The 18,409-nt window shown below is 71.4% G+C and carries 20 protein-coding genes; 9 read left to right on the forward strand and 11 right to left on the reverse strand.

Annotated elements, in window-relative coordinates:
- Positions 1-37: 37 nt before the first annotated feature.
- Entirely contained in the window at positions 38-1,267 is a 1,230-nt protein-coding gene (locus tag ACFOYY_RS28450) for a pentapeptide repeat-containing protein (protein WP_362910315.1), read from the forward strand.
- Between the two features lie 7 nt (positions 1,268-1,274).
- On the opposite strand, the gene ACFOYY_RS28455 is transcribed toward ACFOYY_RS28450, so the two are convergent.
- Both ACFOYY_RS28455 and ACFOYY_RS28460 read right to left on the reverse strand, forming a co-directional pair.
- Positions 1,275-2,102 (reverse strand): alpha/beta fold hydrolase, encoded by an 828-nt coding sequence (locus ACFOYY_RS28455; RefSeq protein WP_386193628.1) that lies wholly within the window; start codon positions 2,100-2,102, stop codon positions 1,275-1,277.
- Between the two features lie 23 nt (positions 2,103-2,125).
- Positions 2,126-3,520, reverse strand: a complete 1,395-nt coding sequence (locus tag ACFOYY_RS28460; RefSeq protein WP_362772768.1) for an NAD(P)H-quinone dehydrogenase — start codon at positions 3,518-3,520, stop codon at positions 2,126-2,128.
- A gap of 181 nt (positions 3,521-3,701) precedes the next feature.
- Here ACFOYY_RS28460 and ACFOYY_RS28465 point away from each other — a divergent pair, with 181 nt between their 5' ends.
- From ACFOYY_RS28465 to ACFOYY_RS28480, 4 genes are all read left to right on the forward strand, one after another.
- Positions 3,702-4,154: a gamma-glutamylcyclotransferase gene (locus ACFOYY_RS28465; protein WP_352010026.1), complete on the forward strand. Its 453-nt coding sequence runs from the start codon at positions 3,702-3,704 to the stop codon at positions 4,152-4,154.
- Between the two features lie 48 nt (positions 4,155-4,202).
- Positions 4,203-5,006: a purine-nucleoside phosphorylase gene (locus ACFOYY_RS28470; protein ID WP_386193632.1), complete on the forward strand. Its 804-nt coding sequence runs from the start codon at positions 4,203-4,205 to the stop codon at positions 5,004-5,006.
- A 12-nt stretch (positions 5,007-5,018) separates the two neighbouring features.
- Positions 5,019-6,656 (forward strand): phospho-sugar mutase, encoded by a 1,638-nt coding sequence (locus ACFOYY_RS28475; RefSeq protein WP_386193635.1) that lies wholly within the window; start codon positions 5,019-5,021, stop codon positions 6,654-6,656.
- Between the two features lie 224 nt (positions 6,657-6,880).
- A complete protein-coding gene (locus tag ACFOYY_RS28480) occupies positions 6,881-7,453 on the forward strand; it encodes a hypothetical protein (protein WP_386193638.1) in 573 nt (190 codons plus the stop codon).
- Between the two features lie 43 nt (positions 7,454-7,496).
- Here the strand turns inward: ACFOYY_RS28480 and ACFOYY_RS28485 are convergent, their stop codons facing one another.
- Both ACFOYY_RS28485 and ACFOYY_RS28490 read right to left on the reverse strand, forming a co-directional pair.
- On the reverse strand, positions 7,497-8,120 hold the full coding sequence (locus tag ACFOYY_RS28485) for a hypothetical protein (RefSeq protein WP_386193641.1): 624 nt from the start codon (positions 8,118-8,120) through the stop codon (positions 7,497-7,499).
- A 73-nt stretch (positions 8,121-8,193) separates the two neighbouring features.
- The gene (locus ACFOYY_RS28490) at positions 8,194-9,273 is read right to left on the reverse strand and encodes an adenosine deaminase (protein ID WP_352010031.1); all 1,080 of its coding nucleotides are present in this window, start codon (positions 9,271-9,273) and stop codon (positions 8,194-8,196) included.
- Between the two features lie 173 nt (positions 9,274-9,446).
- Between ACFOYY_RS28490 and ACFOYY_RS28495 the strand changes: the two genes are divergently transcribed.
- Complete coding sequence (locus ACFOYY_RS28495; protein WP_386193644.1) at positions 9,447-10,034, forward strand: TetR/AcrR family transcriptional regulator; 588 nt, start codon at positions 9,447-9,449, stop codon at positions 10,032-10,034.
- Between the two features lie 11 nt (positions 10,035-10,045).
- Entirely contained in the window at positions 10,046-10,336 is a 291-nt protein-coding gene (locus ACFOYY_RS28500) for a hypothetical protein (RefSeq protein WP_352010033.1), read from the forward strand.
- A 6-nt stretch (positions 10,337-10,342) separates the two neighbouring features.
- Here the strand turns inward: ACFOYY_RS28500 and ACFOYY_RS28505 are convergent, their stop codons facing one another.
- The 4 genes from ACFOYY_RS28505 to ACFOYY_RS28520 all read right to left on the reverse strand — a co-directional run bounded on the left by ACFOYY_RS28505 (position 10,343) and on the right by ACFOYY_RS28520 (position 14,155).
- Positions 10,343-11,326 carry an aldo/keto reductase gene (locus tag ACFOYY_RS28505; protein ID WP_386193647.1) on the reverse strand — a complete coding sequence of 328 codons (984 nt, stop codon included), beginning with the start codon at positions 11,324-11,326 and terminating at the stop codon, positions 10,343-10,345.
- Between the two features lie 95 nt (positions 11,327-11,421).
- Positions 11,422-11,775, reverse strand: coding sequence for a cupin domain-containing protein (locus ACFOYY_RS28510; RefSeq protein ID WP_386193650.1), 354 nt, complete (start codon positions 11,773-11,775; stop codon positions 11,422-11,424).
- A gap of 158 nt (positions 11,776-11,933) precedes the next feature.
- Complete coding sequence (locus ACFOYY_RS28515) at positions 11,934-12,557, reverse strand: AMIN-like domain-containing (lipo)protein (RefSeq protein ID WP_386193653.1); 624 nt, start codon at positions 12,555-12,557, stop codon at positions 11,934-11,936.
- A gap of 158 nt (positions 12,558-12,715) precedes the next feature.
- Positions 12,716-14,155, reverse strand: coding sequence for an MFS transporter (locus ACFOYY_RS28520; RefSeq protein WP_386193656.1), 1,440 nt, complete (start codon positions 14,153-14,155; stop codon positions 12,716-12,718).
- Positions 14,156-14,241: 86 nt separating this feature from the next.
- Here ACFOYY_RS28520 and ACFOYY_RS28525 point away from each other — a divergent pair, with 86 nt between their 5' ends.
- A complete protein-coding gene (locus ACFOYY_RS28525; RefSeq protein WP_352010038.1) occupies positions 14,242-14,634 on the forward strand; it encodes a MarR family winged helix-turn-helix transcriptional regulator in 393 nt (130 codons plus the stop codon).
- A gap of 55 nt (positions 14,635-14,689) precedes the next feature.
- Here the strand turns inward: ACFOYY_RS28525 and ACFOYY_RS28530 are convergent, their stop codons facing one another.
- A complete protein-coding gene (locus tag ACFOYY_RS28530) occupies positions 14,690-15,304 on the reverse strand; it encodes a VC0807 family protein (protein WP_352010039.1) in 615 nt (204 codons plus the stop codon).
- A complete protein-coding gene (locus ACFOYY_RS28535) occupies positions 15,301-16,482 on the reverse strand; it encodes an alpha/beta hydrolase family protein (protein ID WP_386193661.1) in 1,182 nt (393 codons plus the stop codon). Before ACFOYY_RS28535 ends, ACFOYY_RS28530 begins: the two co-directional genes overlap by 4 nt.
- 85 nt (positions 16,483-16,567) lie before the next feature.
- On the opposite strand from ACFOYY_RS28535, the gene ACFOYY_RS28540 reads away from it, so the two are divergent.
- Positions 16,568-17,122 carry a TetR-like C-terminal domain-containing protein gene (locus ACFOYY_RS28540; RefSeq protein ID WP_352010041.1) on the forward strand — a complete coding sequence of 185 codons (555 nt, stop codon included), beginning with the start codon at positions 16,568-16,570 and terminating at the stop codon, positions 17,120-17,122.
- 9 nt (positions 17,123-17,131) lie between these two features.
- On the opposite strand, the gene ACFOYY_RS28545 is transcribed toward ACFOYY_RS28540, so the two are convergent.
- A complete protein-coding gene (locus ACFOYY_RS28545; protein ID WP_352010042.1) occupies positions 17,132-18,406 on the reverse strand; it encodes a thymidine phosphorylase in 1,275 nt (424 codons plus the stop codon).
- Between the last annotated feature and the right edge of the window lie 3 nt (positions 18,407-18,409).

Raw genomic sequence — 18,409 nt, forward strand, 5'->3', positions numbered from 1 at the left:
CCACTGACACGATCGGGACTGTTCCAAGGAGGTTCCCGTGCGTCGTTCCGTTTCCCTGACACTCCTCGCCGCGATCTTCGCGCTGTCAGGGGCCATGATCTCTCCCGTCACGGCCCAGGCCGAGACGGCGGCCTCGGCCGCGGCCGGGCCGTGCAGGCCCGGCCAGGGCGCCAACCTGCGCGGCAGGGACTTCACCAAGGGCGCCGCGCTGCCGTACAGCCTGCGCTGCGCCGACCTGACCAAGGCGAAGCTGGGGGGCGTCGAGCTCATCCAGAAGGACCTGACCGGAGCGATCCTGCGCGGGGCCGACCTCAGGCAGGCCAACCTCACCCAGGCCACGCTGAAGTACGCCGACCTGCGTGAGGCGAACCTCAGTGAGGCCGACCTCGGACAGATGCACGCCGACCACGCCGACCTGCGCGGGGCGATCCTGGTCGACGCGGAGGCCGGACAGGCCGAGTTCCCCTACGCCAACCTGACCGGGGCGAAGCTGACCCGGGCCGTGCTGACCCAGGTCAACTTCGTCAACGCCAAGCTGGTCGACGCCGACCTCAACGAGAGCAGGCCTGGCCAGATCAAGGGACGCAAGGCCGACTTCACCCGGGCCAAGCTGCACGAGGCCAAGATGGGGCAGTCCGACCTGGGCTTCGCGGTCTTCAAGGACGCCGACCTGCGTGAGGCCGTGTTCGACCAGGCCGAGCTCGACGGCGCCTCCTTCGTCGGCGCCCTGGTCGACGACGCCTCCTTCACCCAGGCCGACGACGCCGACCTGACCGGTGCCCGGGGAACCCCCAAGGGCATCGACGGGCCGTTCTCCGTGCCGACGCCCGCCGAGGAGCAGGCGAGCGACGACGAGCCGGAGAGCACGGCCACCCCGGACGCCCAGGCCTCACGGGGAGGGACGTCCGTCGGGCTGGTCATGGTCGTGCTCAGCGCGCTCGGCCTGGCGGTCACCGTGGTGGCCTGGGGGGTCAGCGCCCAGCGGCGCAACAGGCGCAACGCCAGGTTCGCGCTCATGCGGCGCGGGGCCGAGGAGGACATCACCCGCCTGGGCGAGGAGATCGACCAGCTCGACTACGAGTTCCAGATCAGCGGGCGGGGCGGCATGACCGCCGACGCCGACTGGCGGCACGCCCTCGACGCCTACGAGGCGGCCAAGAACGCGCTGGTGATGGCCAGGCGGGACGAGGAACTGCACTTCGTCGCGCGGGCCGTACAGGACGGCAGGAACGCCCTGAACAGGCTGCGCGCCAGGACGTCCCGCTGAGACGGGCTCAGACCGGGTGGCGGGCCAGGTGGGTGAGCAGGAGTTCGTTGACCCGGTCGGATGCCTCCAGCTGCAGCCAGTGGCCCGCCCCGTCCACACGTTCGTAGCGCCAGGAGCCGCTGACGTGCGCGGCCGTACCGGTCATCGACTCCTCGGTGAGGAAGCGGTCGCGGCTGCTCCACACCCCGAGCGTGGGTGCCCGCAGGGCGGGCGGCTCCGAGGGCGGGGCGACCAGGCTCTCCGGGGGCACGCCGGTCCGGTAGATCGCCAGGCCCGCGGTGAGCGCCTCCGGATCGCGCATGCGCGCGACGACCTCTTCGGCGTCGGGATGCCCCTCAAGCATCTCCCTGGCGTTGCGGAAGTCGTTCTGGCTGAGCCATCGCTCGGCGACACCGGCGAACTGGAACAGCAGCATGTACCACGACTTCTCCCGCTGCCGCCAGCCGGCGGCGGCCAGCGCGGCGGGGTGGCCGACCGACAGGCAGGTGAGACTGGCCACCCGTTCCGGGGCGAACACGGCGAGGAACTGCGCGAGCGCCGAACCCCAGTCGTGTCCGACCACGTGCGCCCGCTCGACGCCGAGCGTGTCGAGGACGGCGAGCAGGTCGCCGACGAAGAGCCGGGGCTCGTACGCCTCAAGCCCGGCCGGTTTGTCCGAGTCGCCGTACCCCCGCAGGTCCGGCGCGATCGTACGGTATCCGGCGGCGTTCAGCGCGGCCACCTGGTAGCGCCAGCAGGTGTGGCTGTCGGGGTAGCCGTGCACGAGCAGCACGGCGGGCCCCTCCCCCTCGACCTGGACGTTGAGCCCGATCCCGTTGACGTCGAGACGTGTCATGGCGCTCCCGTCGGTTGGCGAGGTCAGATCCCGCTGGGGGTCATCGGCTGCATCAGGCGGCGGGCCGCCTCGGTGACGGACCCGGAAAGCGAGGGGTAGACCGCGAAGGTGTGGGCGAGCTGGTCCACGGTGAGCCGCTGCTGGACGGCCACCGAGACCGCCAGGATCAGCTCGGAGGCCCGGGGCGCGACCACGACGCCGCCGAGGATGATGCCGGTGTTCGGGCGGCAGAACAGCTTCACGAAGCCGTCGTTGAAGCCCTGCATCTTGGCCCTGGCGTTGGTGGCCAGCGGCAGCTTGACGACGTTGGCCACGATCTCACCGGCCTCGATGGCCTTCTGGGTGACGCCGACGGCGGCGATCTCGGGGTCGGTGAAGATGTTGGAGGCGACGGTGGCCAGGCGCAGCGGCTGCACGGCCTCCCCCAGCGCGTGCCAGACGGCGATCCTGCCCTGCATGGCGGCGACGGAGGCCAGCATCAGCACGCCGGTGCAGTCACCCGCCGCGTAGACGCCGGGGGCGGAGGTGCGGGAGACCTTGTCCACCTGGATGAACCCGCCCCGGTCGAGGGTGACCCCGGCCTCCTCAAGGCCGATGCCCGAGGTGTTGGGGATCATGCCGACCGTCATCAGGCAGTGCGTGCCCTCGGCCGTCCTGCCGTCCTCAAGTGTGACGACCACGCCGTCGGCGGTGCGTTTGACGGACTCGGCGCGGGAGCGGCCCATGACGTTCATCCCACGGCGCCGGTAGACCTCCTCCAGGACCTCGGCGGCGTCGGCGTCCTCGTTGGGCATCATCCGGTCGCGCGAGGAGACGAGCGTGACCTCGGAGCCGAGTGAGCGGTAGGCGCCGGCGAACTCCGCGCCGGTGACGCCGGAGCCGACCACGATGAGGTGCTCGGGCAGCTCCTCCAGGTCGTACATCTGCCGCCAGGTGAGGATGCGCTCGCCGTCCGGCTCGGCGGAGGGCAGGATGCGCGGGGTCGCGCCGGTCGCCACGATCACGACGTCGGCCCGGATCGTCCGGTCGCCCGCCCTGACCACCTGGGGGTCGACCAGCCGCCCGGCGGCCTTGATCACCTCGACCCCCTCGGCGGCGAGCCGCGCGGCGATGTCGGCCGACTGGGCCTGGGCGAGGTGCTTGACGCGGCTGTTGACCAGCGGCATGTCGGCGATGACGCCGCCGACCTCCCCGTCGGGGCCGCCGGTGAAGTGCACCCCGAGCATGCTGGCGTCGAGCAGGGCCTGCTTGCGGACCGAGGTCGCGATCAGGGTCTTCGAGGGCACGCAGTCGGTCAGGACGCAGGCCCCTCCTGGGCCCTCCTGTTCGACCACGGTCACCCGCGCCCCAAGTTGCGCGGCCACCAGAGCCGACTCGTATCCGCCGGGCCCGCCACCGATGATCACGATCCTCGTCACGTACCCCATTGTCCCGCATCCTTTGCGGCATTCGCCCCCTGGGGCCCCTTCGCTTGTCGCAGAAGGACCGGTTATGGCAAAGGACACCCGGGTACGGTGGGCACCGGCGTGGGACAAAAGACACCGACACCACACCGACACACGTGAGCACCCGCCGGATCTTCGATTAGTGTTGGACGCTGTGCCTGTCTACGCCGCCTACGGCACCAACATGGACCCGAAGCAGATGGCCCTGCGGGCCCCTCACTCCCCCATGAGGGGGTCGGGCTGGCTTCAGGGCTGGCGCCTCACCTTCGGCGGGAACGACCTCGGCTGGGAGGGCGCCCTCGCCACCATCGTGGAGGACTCCTTCGAAGAGGTCTTCGTCGTGCTCTACGACGTGCCCGAGTGGGACGAGACCTCCCTCGACCAGTGGGAGGGCGCCGCGCGCGGCCTCTACCACAAGGTCAGGCTCCGAGTGCAGACCCTGGACGGCGAGGTCGTCGCCTGGTTCTACGTCATCGACGGTTACGAGGGCGGCCTGCCGTCCGCGCGCTACCTCGGCATCCTGGCCGAGGCCGCGGAGAAGGCGGGCGCGCCGGACGACTACGTCAGGCGGCTGCGGGGCCGTCCCTGCACGTCCGCGGGAGGCTGACCGGCTCCGTCCCGCCGTTTCCCACGGCGGGACGAGTACCCTCAGTTCGTGACCAACGACCCTTATGCCCTCGCAACGGACGCCGCAGCCGCCCTGAGGAAGGCCGTCGGCGTGAGCTCCTTCGATGTCGCCCTGGTGATGGGTTCGGGCTGGGTCCCGGCCGCCGACGCGATCGGTGAGACGATCGCCGAGATCCCGGTGACCGACCTGCCCGGGTTCGCCCCTCCCGCGGTCGAGGGACACGCGGGCAGGATCCGCGCGGTGCGCACCGGGTCCGGCACGAACGCGTTGATCTTCCTCGGCCGCACCCACCTCTACGAGGGCAGGGGCGTCGACCCGGTCGTGCACGGGGTGCGGACCGCGATCAGGGCGGGCGCGGGGACGATCGTGCTGACCAACGCGGCGGGCGGGCTGCGCCCGGAGACCCAGCGGGTCGGCGAGGCCGTACTGATCAGTGACCACATCAACCTGACCGGCACCAGCCCGATCACCGGCGCCACCTTCGTCGACCTGACCGACGTCTACGCCCCCCGGCTGCGCGACCTCGTCCGGGAGGTCGAGCCGTCCATGACCGAGGGCGTCTACGTGGCCTTCCGCGGGCCGACCTACGAGACGCCCGCCGAGGTCCGCATGTGCAGGATTCTCGGCGGCGACATGGTCGGGATGTCCACGGTGCTTGAGGCCATCGCGGCCAGGGAGGGCGGGGCGGACGTGCTCGGCGTCTCCCTGGTCACCAACCCGGGCGCGGGCCTGGTCGGCGAGCCGCTCAACCACGAGGAGGTGCTGGCGGTCGGCCGCGCCACCGCCTCGCGCATGGGCGACCTGCTCGCCCAGGTCGTCTGCAAGCTGTAGCGGGAGGCCACGATGAGCGACGATCTCCTGCGGCGCGCGCGGGCCTGGCTCGCCCAGGACCCCGACCCGGAGACCAGGGCCGAGCTGACCGATCTGCTCGACCGGTTCCCGGAGAGCCTGGAGGCGCTGCGCGAGCGCTTCCACACCAGGCTTGAGTTCGGTACGGCCGGGCTGCGCGGTGAGCTGGGCGCGGGCCCCAACCGGATGAACCGGGTCACGGTCATGCGCGCCGCCGCCGGACTCGCCCGGGCCCTCGGCCCCGGGGCGCACGTCGTGGTCGGCTACGACGCCAGGCACAAGTCCGACGTCTTCGCCCGTGACACCGCGGCCGTGCTCACCGGCGCCGGGCTGCGGGCCTCGGTTCTCCGCGGCCCGCTGCCGACCCCGGTGCTGGCCTTCGCCGTACGGCGTCTCGGGGCGGACGCCGGGGTGACCGTCACCGCGAGCCACAACCCGCCGAGGGACAACGGCTACAAGGTCTACTGGGGGGACGGCTCGCAGATCGTGCCGCCGGTCGACACGGAGATCTCCACCGCGATCGACGCCGTCGGGCCGGTCTCCGAGCTGCCGCTCGGCTCGTCGTGGACCGAACTCGGCGACGACGTCGTGGCCGCCTATCTGGAGGCGGTGACGGCGTTGCCCATCGGCGAGGCCAGGCGGCTGCGGGTCGCCTACACCCCGCTGCACGGCGTCGGCGGCGACCTGGCGGCACGTGCCTTCCTGGCGGCCGGATTCGACGCCCCCGTGGTCGTCGAGGAGCAGGCGGCCCCCGATCCGGACTTCCCCACCGTCGCCTTCCCCAACCCGGAGGAACCCGGCGCGATGGACCTCGCGTTCGGGCTGGCCCGGCGGATCGACGCCGACATCGTGCTGGCCAACGACCCCGACGCCGACCGGTGCGCGGTCGGGGTGCGCCTGCCCGGCGGGGGTCACCGGATGCTCACCGGCGACGAGGTCGGCGCGCTCCTCGGCGAGCACGTGATCAGGCACACCTCCGGCGAGGACCGCCTGGTCGCCACCACGATCGTCTCCTCCTCACTGCTCGGCAAGATCGCCGCCGAGTACGGCGTCCGCCACGCGGAGACCCTCACCGGCTTCAAATGGATCATGAAGGCCGGGCCCGGGCTGGTCTTCGGCTACGAGGAGGCCCTGGGCTACAGCGTCGGCTCCGACGCGGGCCTGCCCGTCCACGACAAGGACGGCATCGGCGCCGCGCTGACCGTCGCCGGACTCGCCGCCGAGGCCGCGGAGCGGGGACGCACCCTGCTCGACCTCCTCGACGACCAGGCCAGGAGGTACGGCCTGCACGCCACGTCCCAGCTGTCCTTCAGGGTCGCCGACCTGTCGCTGATCACCGAGGCGATGGCCGGGCTGCGCGCCGTACCCCCGGCCGAGCTCGGCGGGCGCAAGGTCGAGGCGGTCGACGACCTGGGTGCGGGCCTGGACGGGCTGCCGCCGACCGAGGGTCTGCGTTACCGCCTGTCCGGGGGCGCCCGCGTCGTGGTCCGCCCCTCGGGTACCGAACCGAAGCTCAAGTGCTATCTGGAGGTCGTGGTGCCGGTCGAGGAGGAGGTCTCGGCGGCCAGGGAGCGGGCCGTACGCGACCTGGGCGCCCTGCGCGCCGACCTCTCCGCCGCCCTGGGCCTGTGACCCGCCACGCCGGGCCGGCGGTCCGTCGTCCTGGATCCGTGACCTGCGGTCTTGGAAATGCGACCTGCCGGTACGGCCGGCGAGCCGCCGGTCGGCTCCGGACGGTAGGACAGCCCTCACCCCACGGCTACAGCTACCCTGAGTAATCGAATGCATGCTTTCTGATGCAGACGAGGCCGGGGCGTTCGCGCATCCGGTCTCCCTCCACAAGGAAGGCAGAGAGTATGCGTCCGATCCGCGCCCACCTGGCCGTGCTGGCCACCGTACTGGCCACCGTGCTGGTGCCCGGACTGTCCACCGCCGCCTCCGCCGAGACCGCCCCGGCCCCCCTGCCACCCAGGGTGACGCTCACCATCGGCGGAGGGCACGTGGTGAACATCGACGGCAGGGTCTTCGCCGCCCTGCTGCCCTCACCCCCGGCCACCAGGTTCCGCCTTCTGCCCGCCCGCGGCGGCGTCCGGTTCCTTGACGAGCGCACCCACGGCCTGGTCTACGTCCCCGAAACCGAGCCCTTCACCCAGTTGCGCGTGAGCGGCCCCGGCCATGTGCCCCCGCACTCGGTCTTCGTCATCGAGGCGGCCACTCCCATCGAGGACGACCTCGCCTCCGGCCCCACCTCCGACCTGACCCCCGACGGCCCCGGCGAGGCGATCCGGACCGCCAGGATCAGGCTGGCGGGCACCGACCAGTACATCGGCCGCAACCTCATCGAGGACCGCAGCCTGCTGCCCAAGTGGGTGGTGCTGCTGCCGGCGGGGGTCCGCGCCCCGGTGTTCGGCATCCACCCTGTCTTCTGACCCTCTGACGCGCTCTCCGGCGCCCGGCACCTGGGGCCGGGCGTCAGGAGAGAAGGGCTGCGACGATCATGGCCACCGAGACGGCCAGGGCCGCCAGGGCGGTCGGTGACCAGGTCACCCTGACCGTCCCCGGCTCCGGCACGGTGCCGGTGGCCTTCGACGCCGTCCGCTTGGCCGAGCGCGCTCGTTCGAGCAGCTGCTCGGCGACCCAGTCGGCGTGGGTCTTGCCCGCCAGCGCCTCGACCGCCGCCTGCTCGCCCTTCGACCGCGCGGGCTCGGTCCTGAGCCGGCCCGCCTTGCTCGGCAGGGCCCTGCGCATGGCGGAGACCCGCTCACGCCCCGAGGCCTGCGGCGTCCAGCAGCGGATCTTCCTGCCTCCCGAGGTGATCATGATCGAATGGGAGACGCTGACGTCGTCCACGAGCGGCCACGGCACGAAGAAGTTCCTGAGGGGGTTGCGGACCAGCACACCGTCCTCGACGAACTTGGTCACCGGGCGCAGGCAGGTGATGAGGACCACCGCGGTCAGCACGGTCAGCACCGCGGCGGCGATCATCGAGGGCCGCCCGCTGAACCGGACGATCAGATCGACCGCGTTGAAGGCGGCGAAGGCCATCCAGATCCAGCCGAGCACCTGCACGGCCGTCGATCGGAACGCCTGTTTCATCACACAGCTCCCACTCTCGTCACGAGCCTCCATCCAACCCGATCGCGGGAGACTTCAACACATCCGCGGGGAATCACGCCCGCCACTTGAGCCGTGCGAACCCGGGCTTGATGACGCCGTTGATGAGCGCCAGCCGTTCGTCGAACGGCAGGAACGCCGACTTCATCGCGTTGATGGTGAACCACTGCAGGTCGTCCCAGCCGTACCCGAAGGTCTCCGAGAGCTTGGCGAACTCCTCGGACAGGGAGGTGCCGCTCATCAGCCGGTTGTCGGTGTTGACCGTGACCCGGAAGTTCAGCGACCGCAGCAGCCCGATCGGGTGCTCGGCGATGGAGGGGGCGGCCCCGGTCTGGAGGTTGGAGGTCGGGCACATCTCCAGCGGGACGCGCTTGTCACGGACGTAGGCCGCCAGCCTGCCCAGTTTGGCCTGTCCGTCCTCGGAGACCGTGATGTCGTCGATGATGCGGACCCCGTGGCCGAGCCGGTCCGCGCCGCACCACTGGAGCGCCTGCCAGATCGACGGCAGGCCGAAGGCCTCACCGGCGTGGATGGTGAAGTGGGCGTTCTCCCGCTGGAGATACTCGAAGGCGTCGAGATGACGGGTCGGCGGGTAGCCCGCCTCGGCCCCGGCGATGTCGAAGCCCGCGACGCCCACGTCGCGGTAGCGGACGGCCAGCTCGGCGATCTCCATGGACCTGGCCTGGTGGCGCATCGCGGTCAGCAGGGTGCCCACCTTGATGCCGCGGCCCCGTGAGCCGGTCTCGAACCCCTCGATCACGGCCTCGATCACCTCTTCGAGGCTGAGGCCCGCCTGGGTGTGCTGTTCCGGCGCGTAGCGCACCTCGGCGTAGACCACGCCGTCGGCGGCCAGGTCCTCCGCGCACTCGGCGGCGACCCGCACCAGGGCCTCGCGGGTCTGCATGACGCCGACCGTGTGGTCGAAGGTCTCAAGGTAGCGTTCGAGCGACCCGGAGTCGGAGGCCTCGCGGAACCAGGCGCGCAGCGCGTCCGGGTCCGTCGTCGGCAGCCCGGCGTATCCCGAATCACGCGCCAGATCGGCGATCGTCTCCGGCCGCAGGCCACCGTCGAGGTGGTCGTGGAGCAACACCTTGGGAGCCTGACGGATCTCCTCAAGGGCGAGTGGCTGACTCATCTCCTCATCCTAGGGGCGAGGTCCGGAACGGACGGCGGCAGCCACGCGACCGTTCCGGGCGCCCTGGAACGGACCGGCCGGCCCGCCCGGATCCGGGAGGACCCCTTCCGCACAATCGAAACGCGTGCGTACACTTCTTGATGTGAACGGCACCGTTTCGACAGGAGGCCGGGATGCCGACGCGCCGACGCGGCGAGATACGGGAGGAAGCCATCCTGCTCGCGGCCATGAGCCTGCTGGGTGAGGTCGGCTACGACCGGTTGACCATCGAGGCCGTCGCGGAGCGGGCCCACGCCAGCAAGGCCACGATCTACCGACGATGGCCGGGCAAGGCCGAGCTGGTGGGGACGGCCGTACGGCGGCATGCCGGAACACCGGTGGCCGCCCCGCCCGAAACCACGAACCTGCGTGACGACCTGGTGGCGGTGCTGCTGGAGCTGCGAGCCGGCCTCACCGGTCAGGACAGCGCGCTCATCCTCGGGCTCCTCGTCGCGATGCGTCGCGACCCCGATCTCGCGCACGCCGTACGGCGACACGTCCTCGACCACAAACGCGACGTGTTCGCGGCCGTCCTGGCCAGGGCCGCCGCCAGGGGCGAGGTTCCCGAGACGGTCGACCACGCGCTCCTCGCCGAAATCGGCTCGGCCGCGCTGCTGTCCCGTCTCCTCGTCACCGGCGAACCCCTCGACGACCACTTCCTGCACACGCTCGTGGACGCGGTGTTGCTTCCCATGCTCAGCCGTCAGCTCGACCGACCATAAGGACTTCCACGATGTGGCAGACGATCGTTCTCAGTTTCCTCGGCGGCCTCGTCGCCGGTAACGGACTTCCGCACTTCGTCCGCGGCATCACCAGAAGGCGTTACCCGAGCGCCCTGGGCAACGGGCCCGTCCCCAACCTCGTCGCGGGATGGGCGGGCCTCGTCCTCGGCGGCGCGCTGCTGTGGTGGGCGCACATCGACCGGCACCCCGGACCGGCCTTCGCCTCCATCGGCGTGAGCGTCCTGCTCATCGGCCTCTTCCACGCGGGCCCTGGCGCCTTCGGGCGTGGGGAGACGGCCTGACGGCCGTCAGAACACGTCCAGGCGGGCTCGCTGGTCCTCCGTCAGCTCCAGGTCGACGGCGGCCAGGCTCTCCTCAAGCTGCGCGACGGAGGAGGCGCCGACCAGCGGGATGATCGGGTACGGCCCGCCGAGCTGCCAGGCAAGCACCACCTGGTTGACCGTCGCCCCGGTCTCCGCGGCGACCTCGCGCAGCGCCGCGAGCCTGACGGGCGTTCCCGGGTGGTCGTAGTCCGGCGGCAGCTGCTTGTCCTGCCGGGTGTAGACGCCGCCCATCAGCGGGGAGTAGGCGACCAGGGTGAGGTCGCGCTCCTCCTTCAGGTAGCTCAGCAGTTCGGCCCCTGCGTGACCGAGACTGCCCTCGGGGAAGATGCCGTAGGGCATGTCGTAGCGCGGGCGCAGGAGGCTGTGCTGGTACTGCAGGACCTCGTAGCCGGGCAGCCCGGCCTCGGCGGCGATGGCACGGGCCCGCTCGACCCGCCAGACCGCGTGGTTGCTCACCCCGAGCAGCCCGACGGTTCCCTCGGTGACCAGTTCGGCGAAGCCCTCGACGGTCTCCCGCGCCGAGACGCTCCTGTCCTCGATGTGCGCGTAGAGCATGTCGAGCCTGTCCACCCCGAGCCGCTGCCTGCTGGCCTCGGCGGACTCCCTGATCGCCTTCGCGGACAGCCCGTCGGCGCCGTCGGCGTAGCCGGTGCCGGGCACGAGCGGGCGGGCGCCCAGCTTGGTGGCGATGACGATCTCGTCCCCGACGCCGCGGCTGCGCCGCCACCGCCCGAGCAGTTCCTCGCTCCGCCCGCCCAGGCCTCCGTCGACCCAGTAGGCGTAGTTGTTCGAGGTGTCGACGAACGTCCCGCCCGCCTCGACGTAGCGGTCGAGGATCGCGTAGGAGGTGCTCTCGTCGGTCGCCGACCCGAAGAGCATGGCGCCCAGGGCGATCACGCTCACCTCGCGGCGGGTCTTCGGGTCGGTGCCGATGGTGCGGTACTTCATGGTGTCCTTCCGGTACGGCCCGGCGTTCGCGGGCCCCGGGAAAGGAGTCTGGGATGTGGAGTGCACTCCAGGTCAAGCCCGGAGCCCTCCGGTCGTCATTCTGAGCGGTTGGCGCTCTCCGGGGAGAAGGCGGGCAGGCACACCGCGACGTACTCGGCGCCCTCGGGGCCGGAGCTGTACCGGATCCTCTCCCCCGGCTCGCTCACGAACGCCTGGCCCGCGCCGACCTCGGTGACGCCCTCGTCGTGCTCGACGACGACCGTGCCTCTGAGCACGAGGGTGTACTCGGCGAACTCCGGCGTCTGGGCGGGTTCGTCCCACCCGGGAGGAGCCGTCATGTGGGCGATCGAGATCCGGGTGTCGCCGCTGTTGACCCGGCCGACGTACTCGTCGATGGTCTTGCCGCCGGGGACGGGGATGCGGGTGGCGTTGTCGATTCTGCGTACCATCGGGCCAGTCTGCCAGCGCGCGGGCCGGCCGCGCCGCCGGGGGACGTCCCCGGAGATCACGCCGGTCCGCCGGTGTACGGCCGGCCCGTGTGCGCGGTCGGTGCCGTCACGCCGGCGAACCCCACGCGGACCTTCGTACGGCCGGCCCGTGTGCGCGGTCAGTGCGCGACGTCGATGACCAGGCGCTGCGGGTTGCGCTGCTCCAGGACCCGGAAGGGGGCCCGGTGGTCGAGGACGATGCCCACGCCGACCACGGCCTCGAAGTCTCCGGTCTTGACCACGCTGCGCACGTTGCCCAGCCCGGCGTGGAAGACCGGGCCGCCGACCCAGGTCGGGGAGCCGGTCTCACCGTGCGCGTTGGCGGGGGTGATGGTCACCTGGAGGTAGGCCCCTCCCGGGGCGTCGATCGGGTCGCCCGAGCCGTCCTGGACCAGCCTGGGCACCCACTGCACGCTGTAGCCGGGCTGCCCGCCGTTCAGGTCGATCACCACCCGGTCGAACCCGTCGTGTTTGGCGAAGCGCGCCCCGAGCACGAGGGGCGGGTTGTCCGTGGTCCGCCTGACCGTGACCTCCCGCGTGCTCGTCGGGGGCCCGAGCCGGGTCTCCCCGGGGAAGTCGGGGGAGGCCGGGGCGGCGGAGGAGACGGAGGGTGAGACGGTGACGGTGGCCGTGACGGTCGGGGCGGTCGTCCCCGGAGCGGCCGAGGGCGGGCCGCCGGACAGGCCGCAACCGGTCAGCAGGACGAACGGGGCAAGGGCGAGTGCGACGCGGGTGCGCTTCATTATGGCCTCCTGTCCGGTTAGATGCCCAGAGGCCGGTCCGGGTTCACCACCTGCGAAGATCCACACCCGGCACACGGCCTCAGGGCCGCCGACGCGCCCCGGTTCCTGCGTCGGCGGCCCTGAGGACCGGGTTCCGCGGGCCGTACGGCCCGCGCGTCTCAGACGGTCTCCAGCACCCTGCCCTCTCCGGCGTCCCCGGCGTCCACAGCCGCGGACTCCGAACGGGGGCGGCGCAGCCCGGTGAGGGCGACCAGCAGGCCGACCACGGCGAGGATCGCGGAGACCGTGATCGCGGCGCGGAAGGCGTCCAGCGGGTCGGCACCGGTGTTCGAGGTGAGCACGGCCGTCACGACGGCCAGCACGATCGCCCCTCCGACCTGCCCCGAGGTGTTGAGCAGGCCGGAGGCCAGGCCCTGCTCGTCGTCGGCGACGCCGTTGGTCGCCTGGATGTTCAGCGAGGGGAAGGACAGGGCGAAGGCGATGCCCAGCAGGACCATGCCGGGGATGATCAGCGTGGCCAGGCTGGGATCGGCGTTGACCCGCAGGAACAGGGTGAAGGCGCCCGCAAGCGAGGCCGAGCCGACCGCGATCAGCTTGCCGGTGCCGAACCGGTCGGCCAGGCTGCCCATCCTGGTCGACGTCACGGCCACCAGGACTCCGGCGGGCAGGAAGGCCAGCGCGGTCTCCAGGGCCGACCAGTGCAGGAAGTTCTGGAAGTACTGCATGGCCACGAACTGGAAGCCGACGTAGGAGCCGAACAGGATCACCAGTCCGAGGTTGGCCCGGACGATGGGCCCGGAGCGCAGGATGCCGAGCCGTACCAGAGGGTGCTTGACCTTCGACTCGGTCAGCACGAACAGGCCGAGCAGTACGGCGGAGCCGACCAGGGAGCCGATGGTGCGCAGGGAGAACCAGCCCGCGGCGGGCGCCTCGACGACGGTGAAGACGAGCAGCAGCATCGAGGCGGTGATCGTCACCGCGCCGATGAGGTCGTGACCGCTCTCCGCCCTCTCCTCACGCCGCTTGGGCAGGACCTTCATGGCCGCGAACAGCGCGATGATCGCGACGGGGACCGGCATGAGGAACGTCCAGCGCCAGCCGAGTTCGGTCAGGAAGCCGGAGATGACCAGGCCCAGCGAGAATCCGCTGGCGCCGGAGGCCGTGAAGACGCTCAGGGCCCGGTTGCGGGCGGGGCCCTCGGCGAAGGTCGTGGTGATGATGGACAGCGCGGCGGGGGCGGTGAAGGCGGCGCTGACGCCCTTGACGAACCGGGCGGCGATCAGCATCGTGCCGTCGTTGACCAGGCCGCCGAGGAGGGAGGCGAACACGAAGACGGCGAGCGCGGCCAGGAAGACCTTGCGCCTGCCGAGGAGGTCGGCGGTGCGGCCGCCGAGGAGCAGCAGCCCGCCGTATCCGAGCACGTAGCCGCTGACCACCCACTGCAGGGCGGAGGTGGAAAGACCCAGGTCGGCCTGGATGGACGGCAGCGCGACTCCCACCATCGAGACGTCGAGGGCGTCGAGGAAGATGACGGCGCAGAGCACCGCGAGCGCTGCCCAGAGGCGCGCGTCCCAGCGCTCTTCCGTGGAGGAGATCATGCGGACAACCATACATGCAGACGCATCTAATGCAAGCGAACTTAATTCTCGTGCATTAGTTGACTGAGGATGGTATGCTCCGCGACATGAACGAGGACTCCGTCGTGCACCTGTGGCGAGATGTGCTGGCCAGGCACGCCGCGGCCTCGTGCGCGCTGGAACGTGAGCTCTCCGAGCGCCACCGGCTCGGGATGAGCGAGTTCGAGGTCCTGGAGCGCATGGTCGAGGGGGGCCGTGACAAATACCGCGTCCAGGAGGTGGCCGACGCCGTCCACCTGAGCCAGAGCGCGTGTTCACGGCTGATCGCGCGGCTGGAGAAGGCGGGCCTGGTCTGCAGGAACATGTGCGAGGCCGACCGGCGCGGGGTGTTCGTCCGCATCACCGACGAGGGCCGCGCGCGCCACAAGGAGGCCCTGCCGACCCACCGGGCCGTGTTGATGAGCGCCCTGACCACGGAGTCACGCCCCGCGGAGGCCTGATCTCCCACGTCCGGAGAAGCGCGGTCCGTGGTCACGGGCCGCGCTCTCGTGGTGTTCAGGAACGGGAGGAGGTGATCACCCGTTCCGCGCGACCGCCGTACCAGGCGGACCACACGCCGAGCAGCAGCAGCGTGCCGACCAGCAGCAGCGTGGACAGACCCGCCATGACGTCCACCGGTAGCAGGTAGACCAGCGGGATCCGCACGGCCGACTCGACCAGCAGGGCGAACGCCCAGGTCAGCGTCATCACGAAGTAGATCCGCCGGAAGGCCGCCAGATCGGTGTAGAGCCTGTCCCAGCGGGCGGCGGTCGCCTCGTCCTCCGCGCCGAGGCGCTTGGCGATCCCGAAGGCCGCCGGACGCCCGGCCAGGCAGGTGCCGATCAGGACGAGTCCGAGGACCGTCGTGGTCACCGACTTGACGACCAGCATGAACCGCTCGTCCCCGGTGAGGAAGGAGAGGCCGAGACCGAGCGCGAACACCAGGCCCGTGCACGCGGCGAAGCCGTCCAGCCTGCGTTCCCTGACACCCACGTAGACCACGCGCAACGCGCCCACACAGGTGGCGGCCAGCAGCGCGGCGTACTCGCTCAGGCCCAGCAGGCGCAGCGCGTAGTAGGCGGCGATCGCGGGAAGCACGTCCCACAGCAGAACCGGCAGCATCTTCCTCATCGGAACGTCCTCTCCAGCCAGTCGCCGATGCGGGCCATCGCCAGGCGCTGGGCGCCCGACTGGCAGTGCGCGTCGGCCCCCTCGGCCTCGTGGAACTCGATGAGCGTCTTGTCGCAGGTCAGGTGGGCGTACAGCGTCTCGGGCTGCCCCCTAAACGCGAAGTCGTCGGAGGCGGAGCAGACGAGCGTCGGGCAGGTGATCCGCTCGGCGACGCCGTCGCCCAGGTGGTAGTCGTCGAGCATCGCCCTGGCGTAGCCGCTCGGCGAGGTGCCCGTCACCCAGGTGCCGTGGCCGACGGCCCAGCGCGTGACCGCGTCCCGCTCCATCAGCCCGCGCATGAACGTGTCGGCCTCCGGGTCGTCGAGGGCCCGCCTGGCCGCCTCCCTGTCGCCGCCGAACCTCTCGGCGATGACGACGCCCATGTCGTAGACGCCGTCGAAGGCGACGAGCGCCCTGACCCTGGGCTCGAACGCCGCCGCGCGCGGCGCCAGCAGGCCCCCCATGCTCGCCCCGAGCAGCGCGACCCGCTCCCCGTCCACGTACGGCCTGGCCTCAAGCCAGTCGAGCACCGGGCCGACCACGTTCTCCCAGTCGGGCCGGAAGACCAGGCCCTTCCTGACGGCGCCCGGCTGCCCGGGGCCGTCGAAGGTCAGCACGTTGAAGCCGCGTTCCCGCAGCGCCGCCGCCCCGAAGAAGTGCATCTCCTCCACGCTGCCGTCGAAGCCGTTGTGCATGACGACCGTGGCGCCCCCGCTGCCACGATAGAAGTAGCCGGGCAGCGTGGTCCCCTCGTAGGGGATCTCGACCGGCTCGATGTCATGGACCGCGGCGAACTCCCTGAAGGCCGCCACCTGCCGTGCGTAGGCGACCGCGAGGCGCGGGTCCGACGGGTCGCCGTGCAGGAAGAACTCGGCCGCGCGGTAGTAGTTGGACGCGCGCAGGAAGCCGTCGGCGGCGCTGATCCGGTGCCCGGCGGCCAGCGAGCGCTCCGCCTCCGCGGCCACCCGGTCCGCCGTGGCCAGCCACTCGTCGTGCCAGCTGTCGTAGTCGCTCTCGGTGATGCGCTGGGAGGTCGTGACGACCTCGCCGAAGTCGGCGCCGCCGTAGGCGATGTGGCCGAACATGCGCAGTGTCTCGTACCAGAACGTGGTGTCTTCCGTGAAGACGAGAGGACGCACCCCGAACTCCTTAATGCGAGTAATTTCGCTTCAAAGTAGCGTGCACTCGACGCTAAAGCAAGCCGGTTCGCGTTAGGCTGTTCTCATGCAACCTGTACAGCGACCGGGAGGGCGCACCGCGAAGGTCAGGACGGCCGTGCACGAGGCGGTGCTCGACCTGCTGCGCGAGGACCGCTGGGACGACCTGAGCATCGCCGTGGTGGCGGAACGGTCCGGCGTGCACCAGGCCACGATCTACCGGCGCTGGGGCACGCTCAACGCGCTGGTGGACGACGTGGTGGTCGAACGCCTGTCCCAGGGGTCCCCGGTGCCCGACACGGGCACGCTCCGCGGCGATCTGGAGGCCTACGCGCTCCAGGTGGCCGAGGACGTCGCGGGGCCGCTGGGCAACCTCTACCTGCGCGCGGCCATGATCGGCTCACGCGGCCCCGAGGGCGCTACCTACCTGGTCGACCGGGCGGTGCAGCTTGAGGGCATGCTCGACAGGGCCGCCGAGCGCGGGGAGCGCCCTCCCACACTGCTCGAACTGATGGAGGTCGTCATCGCGCCCCTGTACTACCACGCGATGTTCTTCAACCGTCCGGTCGGCCCCGACCACGCCCGTTCCCTGGTCGACAGGCTCCTCAGGCTGGGCGGCTGAGACCTGCGCTCAGGCCGTGATCCGGTCGATCACCAGGGGCAGCGCCTCGGCGGCTCCCCCTTCGGCGATGACGTAGGCGCCGTCGAGCGCGGCCAGCGCCCGCTCGAAACGGGAGGCGTCGTCGGCGTGCAGCGTCATCAGCGGCTGCCCCCGCCGTACGGTCTCACCCAGGCCCGCGTGCAGCACGACGCCCGCGCCGAAGGAGACCGGGTCCTCCTTGCGCTCCCTGCCCGCGCCGAGCCGCCAGGCGGCCAGGCCGACACCGTAGGCGTCGAGGCCGGTCAGCACGCCGGATTCGGGGGCGGTCACCTCAAGGGTCTCCGCGGCCCTGGGCAGCGGGGCGTCGGGGTCGCCGCCCTGGGCGGCGATCATGCGGCGCCAGACGTCCATCGCGGAGCCGTCCCGCAGCGCCCGCTCCGGGTCGCCGTCGATCCCCGCCGCCTGGAGCATCTCGTGGGCCAGCCGCAGCGTCAGCTCCACCACGTCCGCCGGGCCGCCGCCCGCGAGCACCTCCACGGACTCGGCCACCTCAAGCGCGTTGCCCACGGTCCTGCCCAGCGGCCGGTCCATCGCGGTGAGCAGCGCCACGGTGCGCACCCCGGCGTCCGTACCCAGCTCGACCATGGTCGTGGCCAGCTCGCGGGCCCGCTCCACGGTCTTCATGAAGGCGCCCGAGCCGACCTTCACGTCCAGCACCAGCGCCCCGGTGCCCTCCGCGATCTTCTTCGACATGATCGAGGAGGCGATCAGCGGGATCGACTCCACGGTGCCGGTCACGTCGCGCAGCGCGTACAGCTTCCTGTCCGCCGGGGCGAGCCCCTCCCCCGCCGCGCAGACGACCGCGCCGGTCTCGCCGAGCACCCCGAGCATCTCCCGGCCCGACAGCGAGGCGCGCCAGCCGGGGATCGACTCCAGCTTGTCCAGCGTGCCCCCGGTGTGCCCCAGCCCCCGCCCGGAGAGCTGCGGGACGTAGCCGCCGCACGCGGCGACCAGCGGCGCCAGCGGCAGCGTGATCTTGTCTCCGACGCCGCCGGTCGAGTGCTTGTCCGTCGTACGGCCCGGCAGCCCCGACCAGTCCATCCTGGAGCCGGAGCGGATCATGGCCTGGGTCCAGTCGGCGATCTCCCGCCGGTTCATGCCGTTGAGCAGGATGGCCATCGCCAGCGCGGACATCTGCTCGTCGGCGACCACGCCCCGGGTGTAGGCGTCGAGCACCCAGTCGATCTGCCCGGTCGACAGCTCACGGCCGTCCCGCTTGGTGACGATGACGTCGACGGCGTCCATTCC

The sequence above is a fragment of the Streptosporangium jomthongense genome (assembly GCF_042650425.1).
Taxonomy (GTDB): domain Bacteria; phylum Actinomycetota; class Actinomycetes; order Streptosporangiales; family Streptosporangiaceae; genus Streptosporangium.

Excerpts from the sequence above, each read along its gene's own strand:
- ACFOYY_RS28545 (WP_352010042.1), bottom strand. The coding sequence starts at position 18,406 with ATGGACGCCGTCGACGTCATCGTCACCAAGCGGGACGGCCGTGAGCTG.
- ACFOYY_RS28455 (WP_386193628.1), bottom strand. The coding sequence starts at position 2,102 with ATGACACGTCTCGACGTCAACGGGATCGGGCTCAACGTCCAGGTCGAG.
- ACFOYY_RS28490 (WP_352010031.1), bottom strand. The coding sequence starts at position 9,273 with ATGAGTCAGCCACTCGCCCTTGAGGAGATCCGTCAGGCTCCCAAGGTG.
- ACFOYY_RS28520 (WP_386193656.1), bottom strand. The coding sequence starts at position 14,155 with ATGATCTCCTCCACGGAAGAGCGCTGGGACGCGCGCCTCTGGGCAGCG.
- ACFOYY_RS28530 (WP_352010039.1), bottom strand. The coding sequence starts at position 15,304 with ATGAGGAAGATGCTGCCGGTTCTGCTGTGGGACGTGCTTCCCGCGATC.
- ACFOYY_RS28515 (WP_386193653.1), bottom strand. The coding sequence starts at position 12,557 with ATGAAGCGCACCCGCGTCGCACTCGCCCTTGCCCCGTTCGTCCTGCTG.
- ACFOYY_RS28475 (WP_386193635.1), top strand. The coding sequence starts at position 5,019 with ATGAGCGACGATCTCCTGCGGCGCGCGCGGGCCTGGCTCGCCCAGGAC.
- ACFOYY_RS28500 (WP_352010033.1), top strand. The coding sequence starts at position 10,046 with ATGTGGCAGACGATCGTTCTCAGTTTCCTCGGCGGCCTCGTCGCCGGT.
- ACFOYY_RS28495 (WP_386193644.1), top strand. The coding sequence starts at position 9,447 with ATGCCGACGCGCCGACGCGGCGAGATACGGGAGGAAGCCATCCTGCTC.
- ACFOYY_RS28480 (WP_386193638.1), top strand. The coding sequence starts at position 6,881 with ATGCGTCCGATCCGCGCCCACCTGGCCGTGCTGGCCACCGTACTGGCC.
- ACFOYY_RS28525 (WP_352010038.1), top strand. The coding sequence starts at position 14,242 with ATGAACGAGGACTCCGTCGTGCACCTGTGGCGAGATGTGCTGGCCAGG.
- ACFOYY_RS28485 (WP_386193641.1), bottom strand. The coding sequence starts at position 8,120 with ATGAAACAGGCGTTCCGATCGACGGCCGTGCAGGTGCTCGGCTGGATC.
- ACFOYY_RS28510 (WP_386193650.1), bottom strand. The coding sequence starts at position 11,775 with ATGGTACGCAGAATCGACAACGCCACCCGCATCCCCGTCCCCGGCGGC.
- ACFOYY_RS28505 (WP_386193647.1), bottom strand. The coding sequence starts at position 11,326 with ATGAAGTACCGCACCATCGGCACCGACCCGAAGACCCGCCGCGAGGTG.
- ACFOYY_RS28540 (WP_352010041.1), top strand. The coding sequence starts at position 16,568 with ATGCAACCTGTACAGCGACCGGGAGGGCGCACCGCGAAGGTCAGGACG.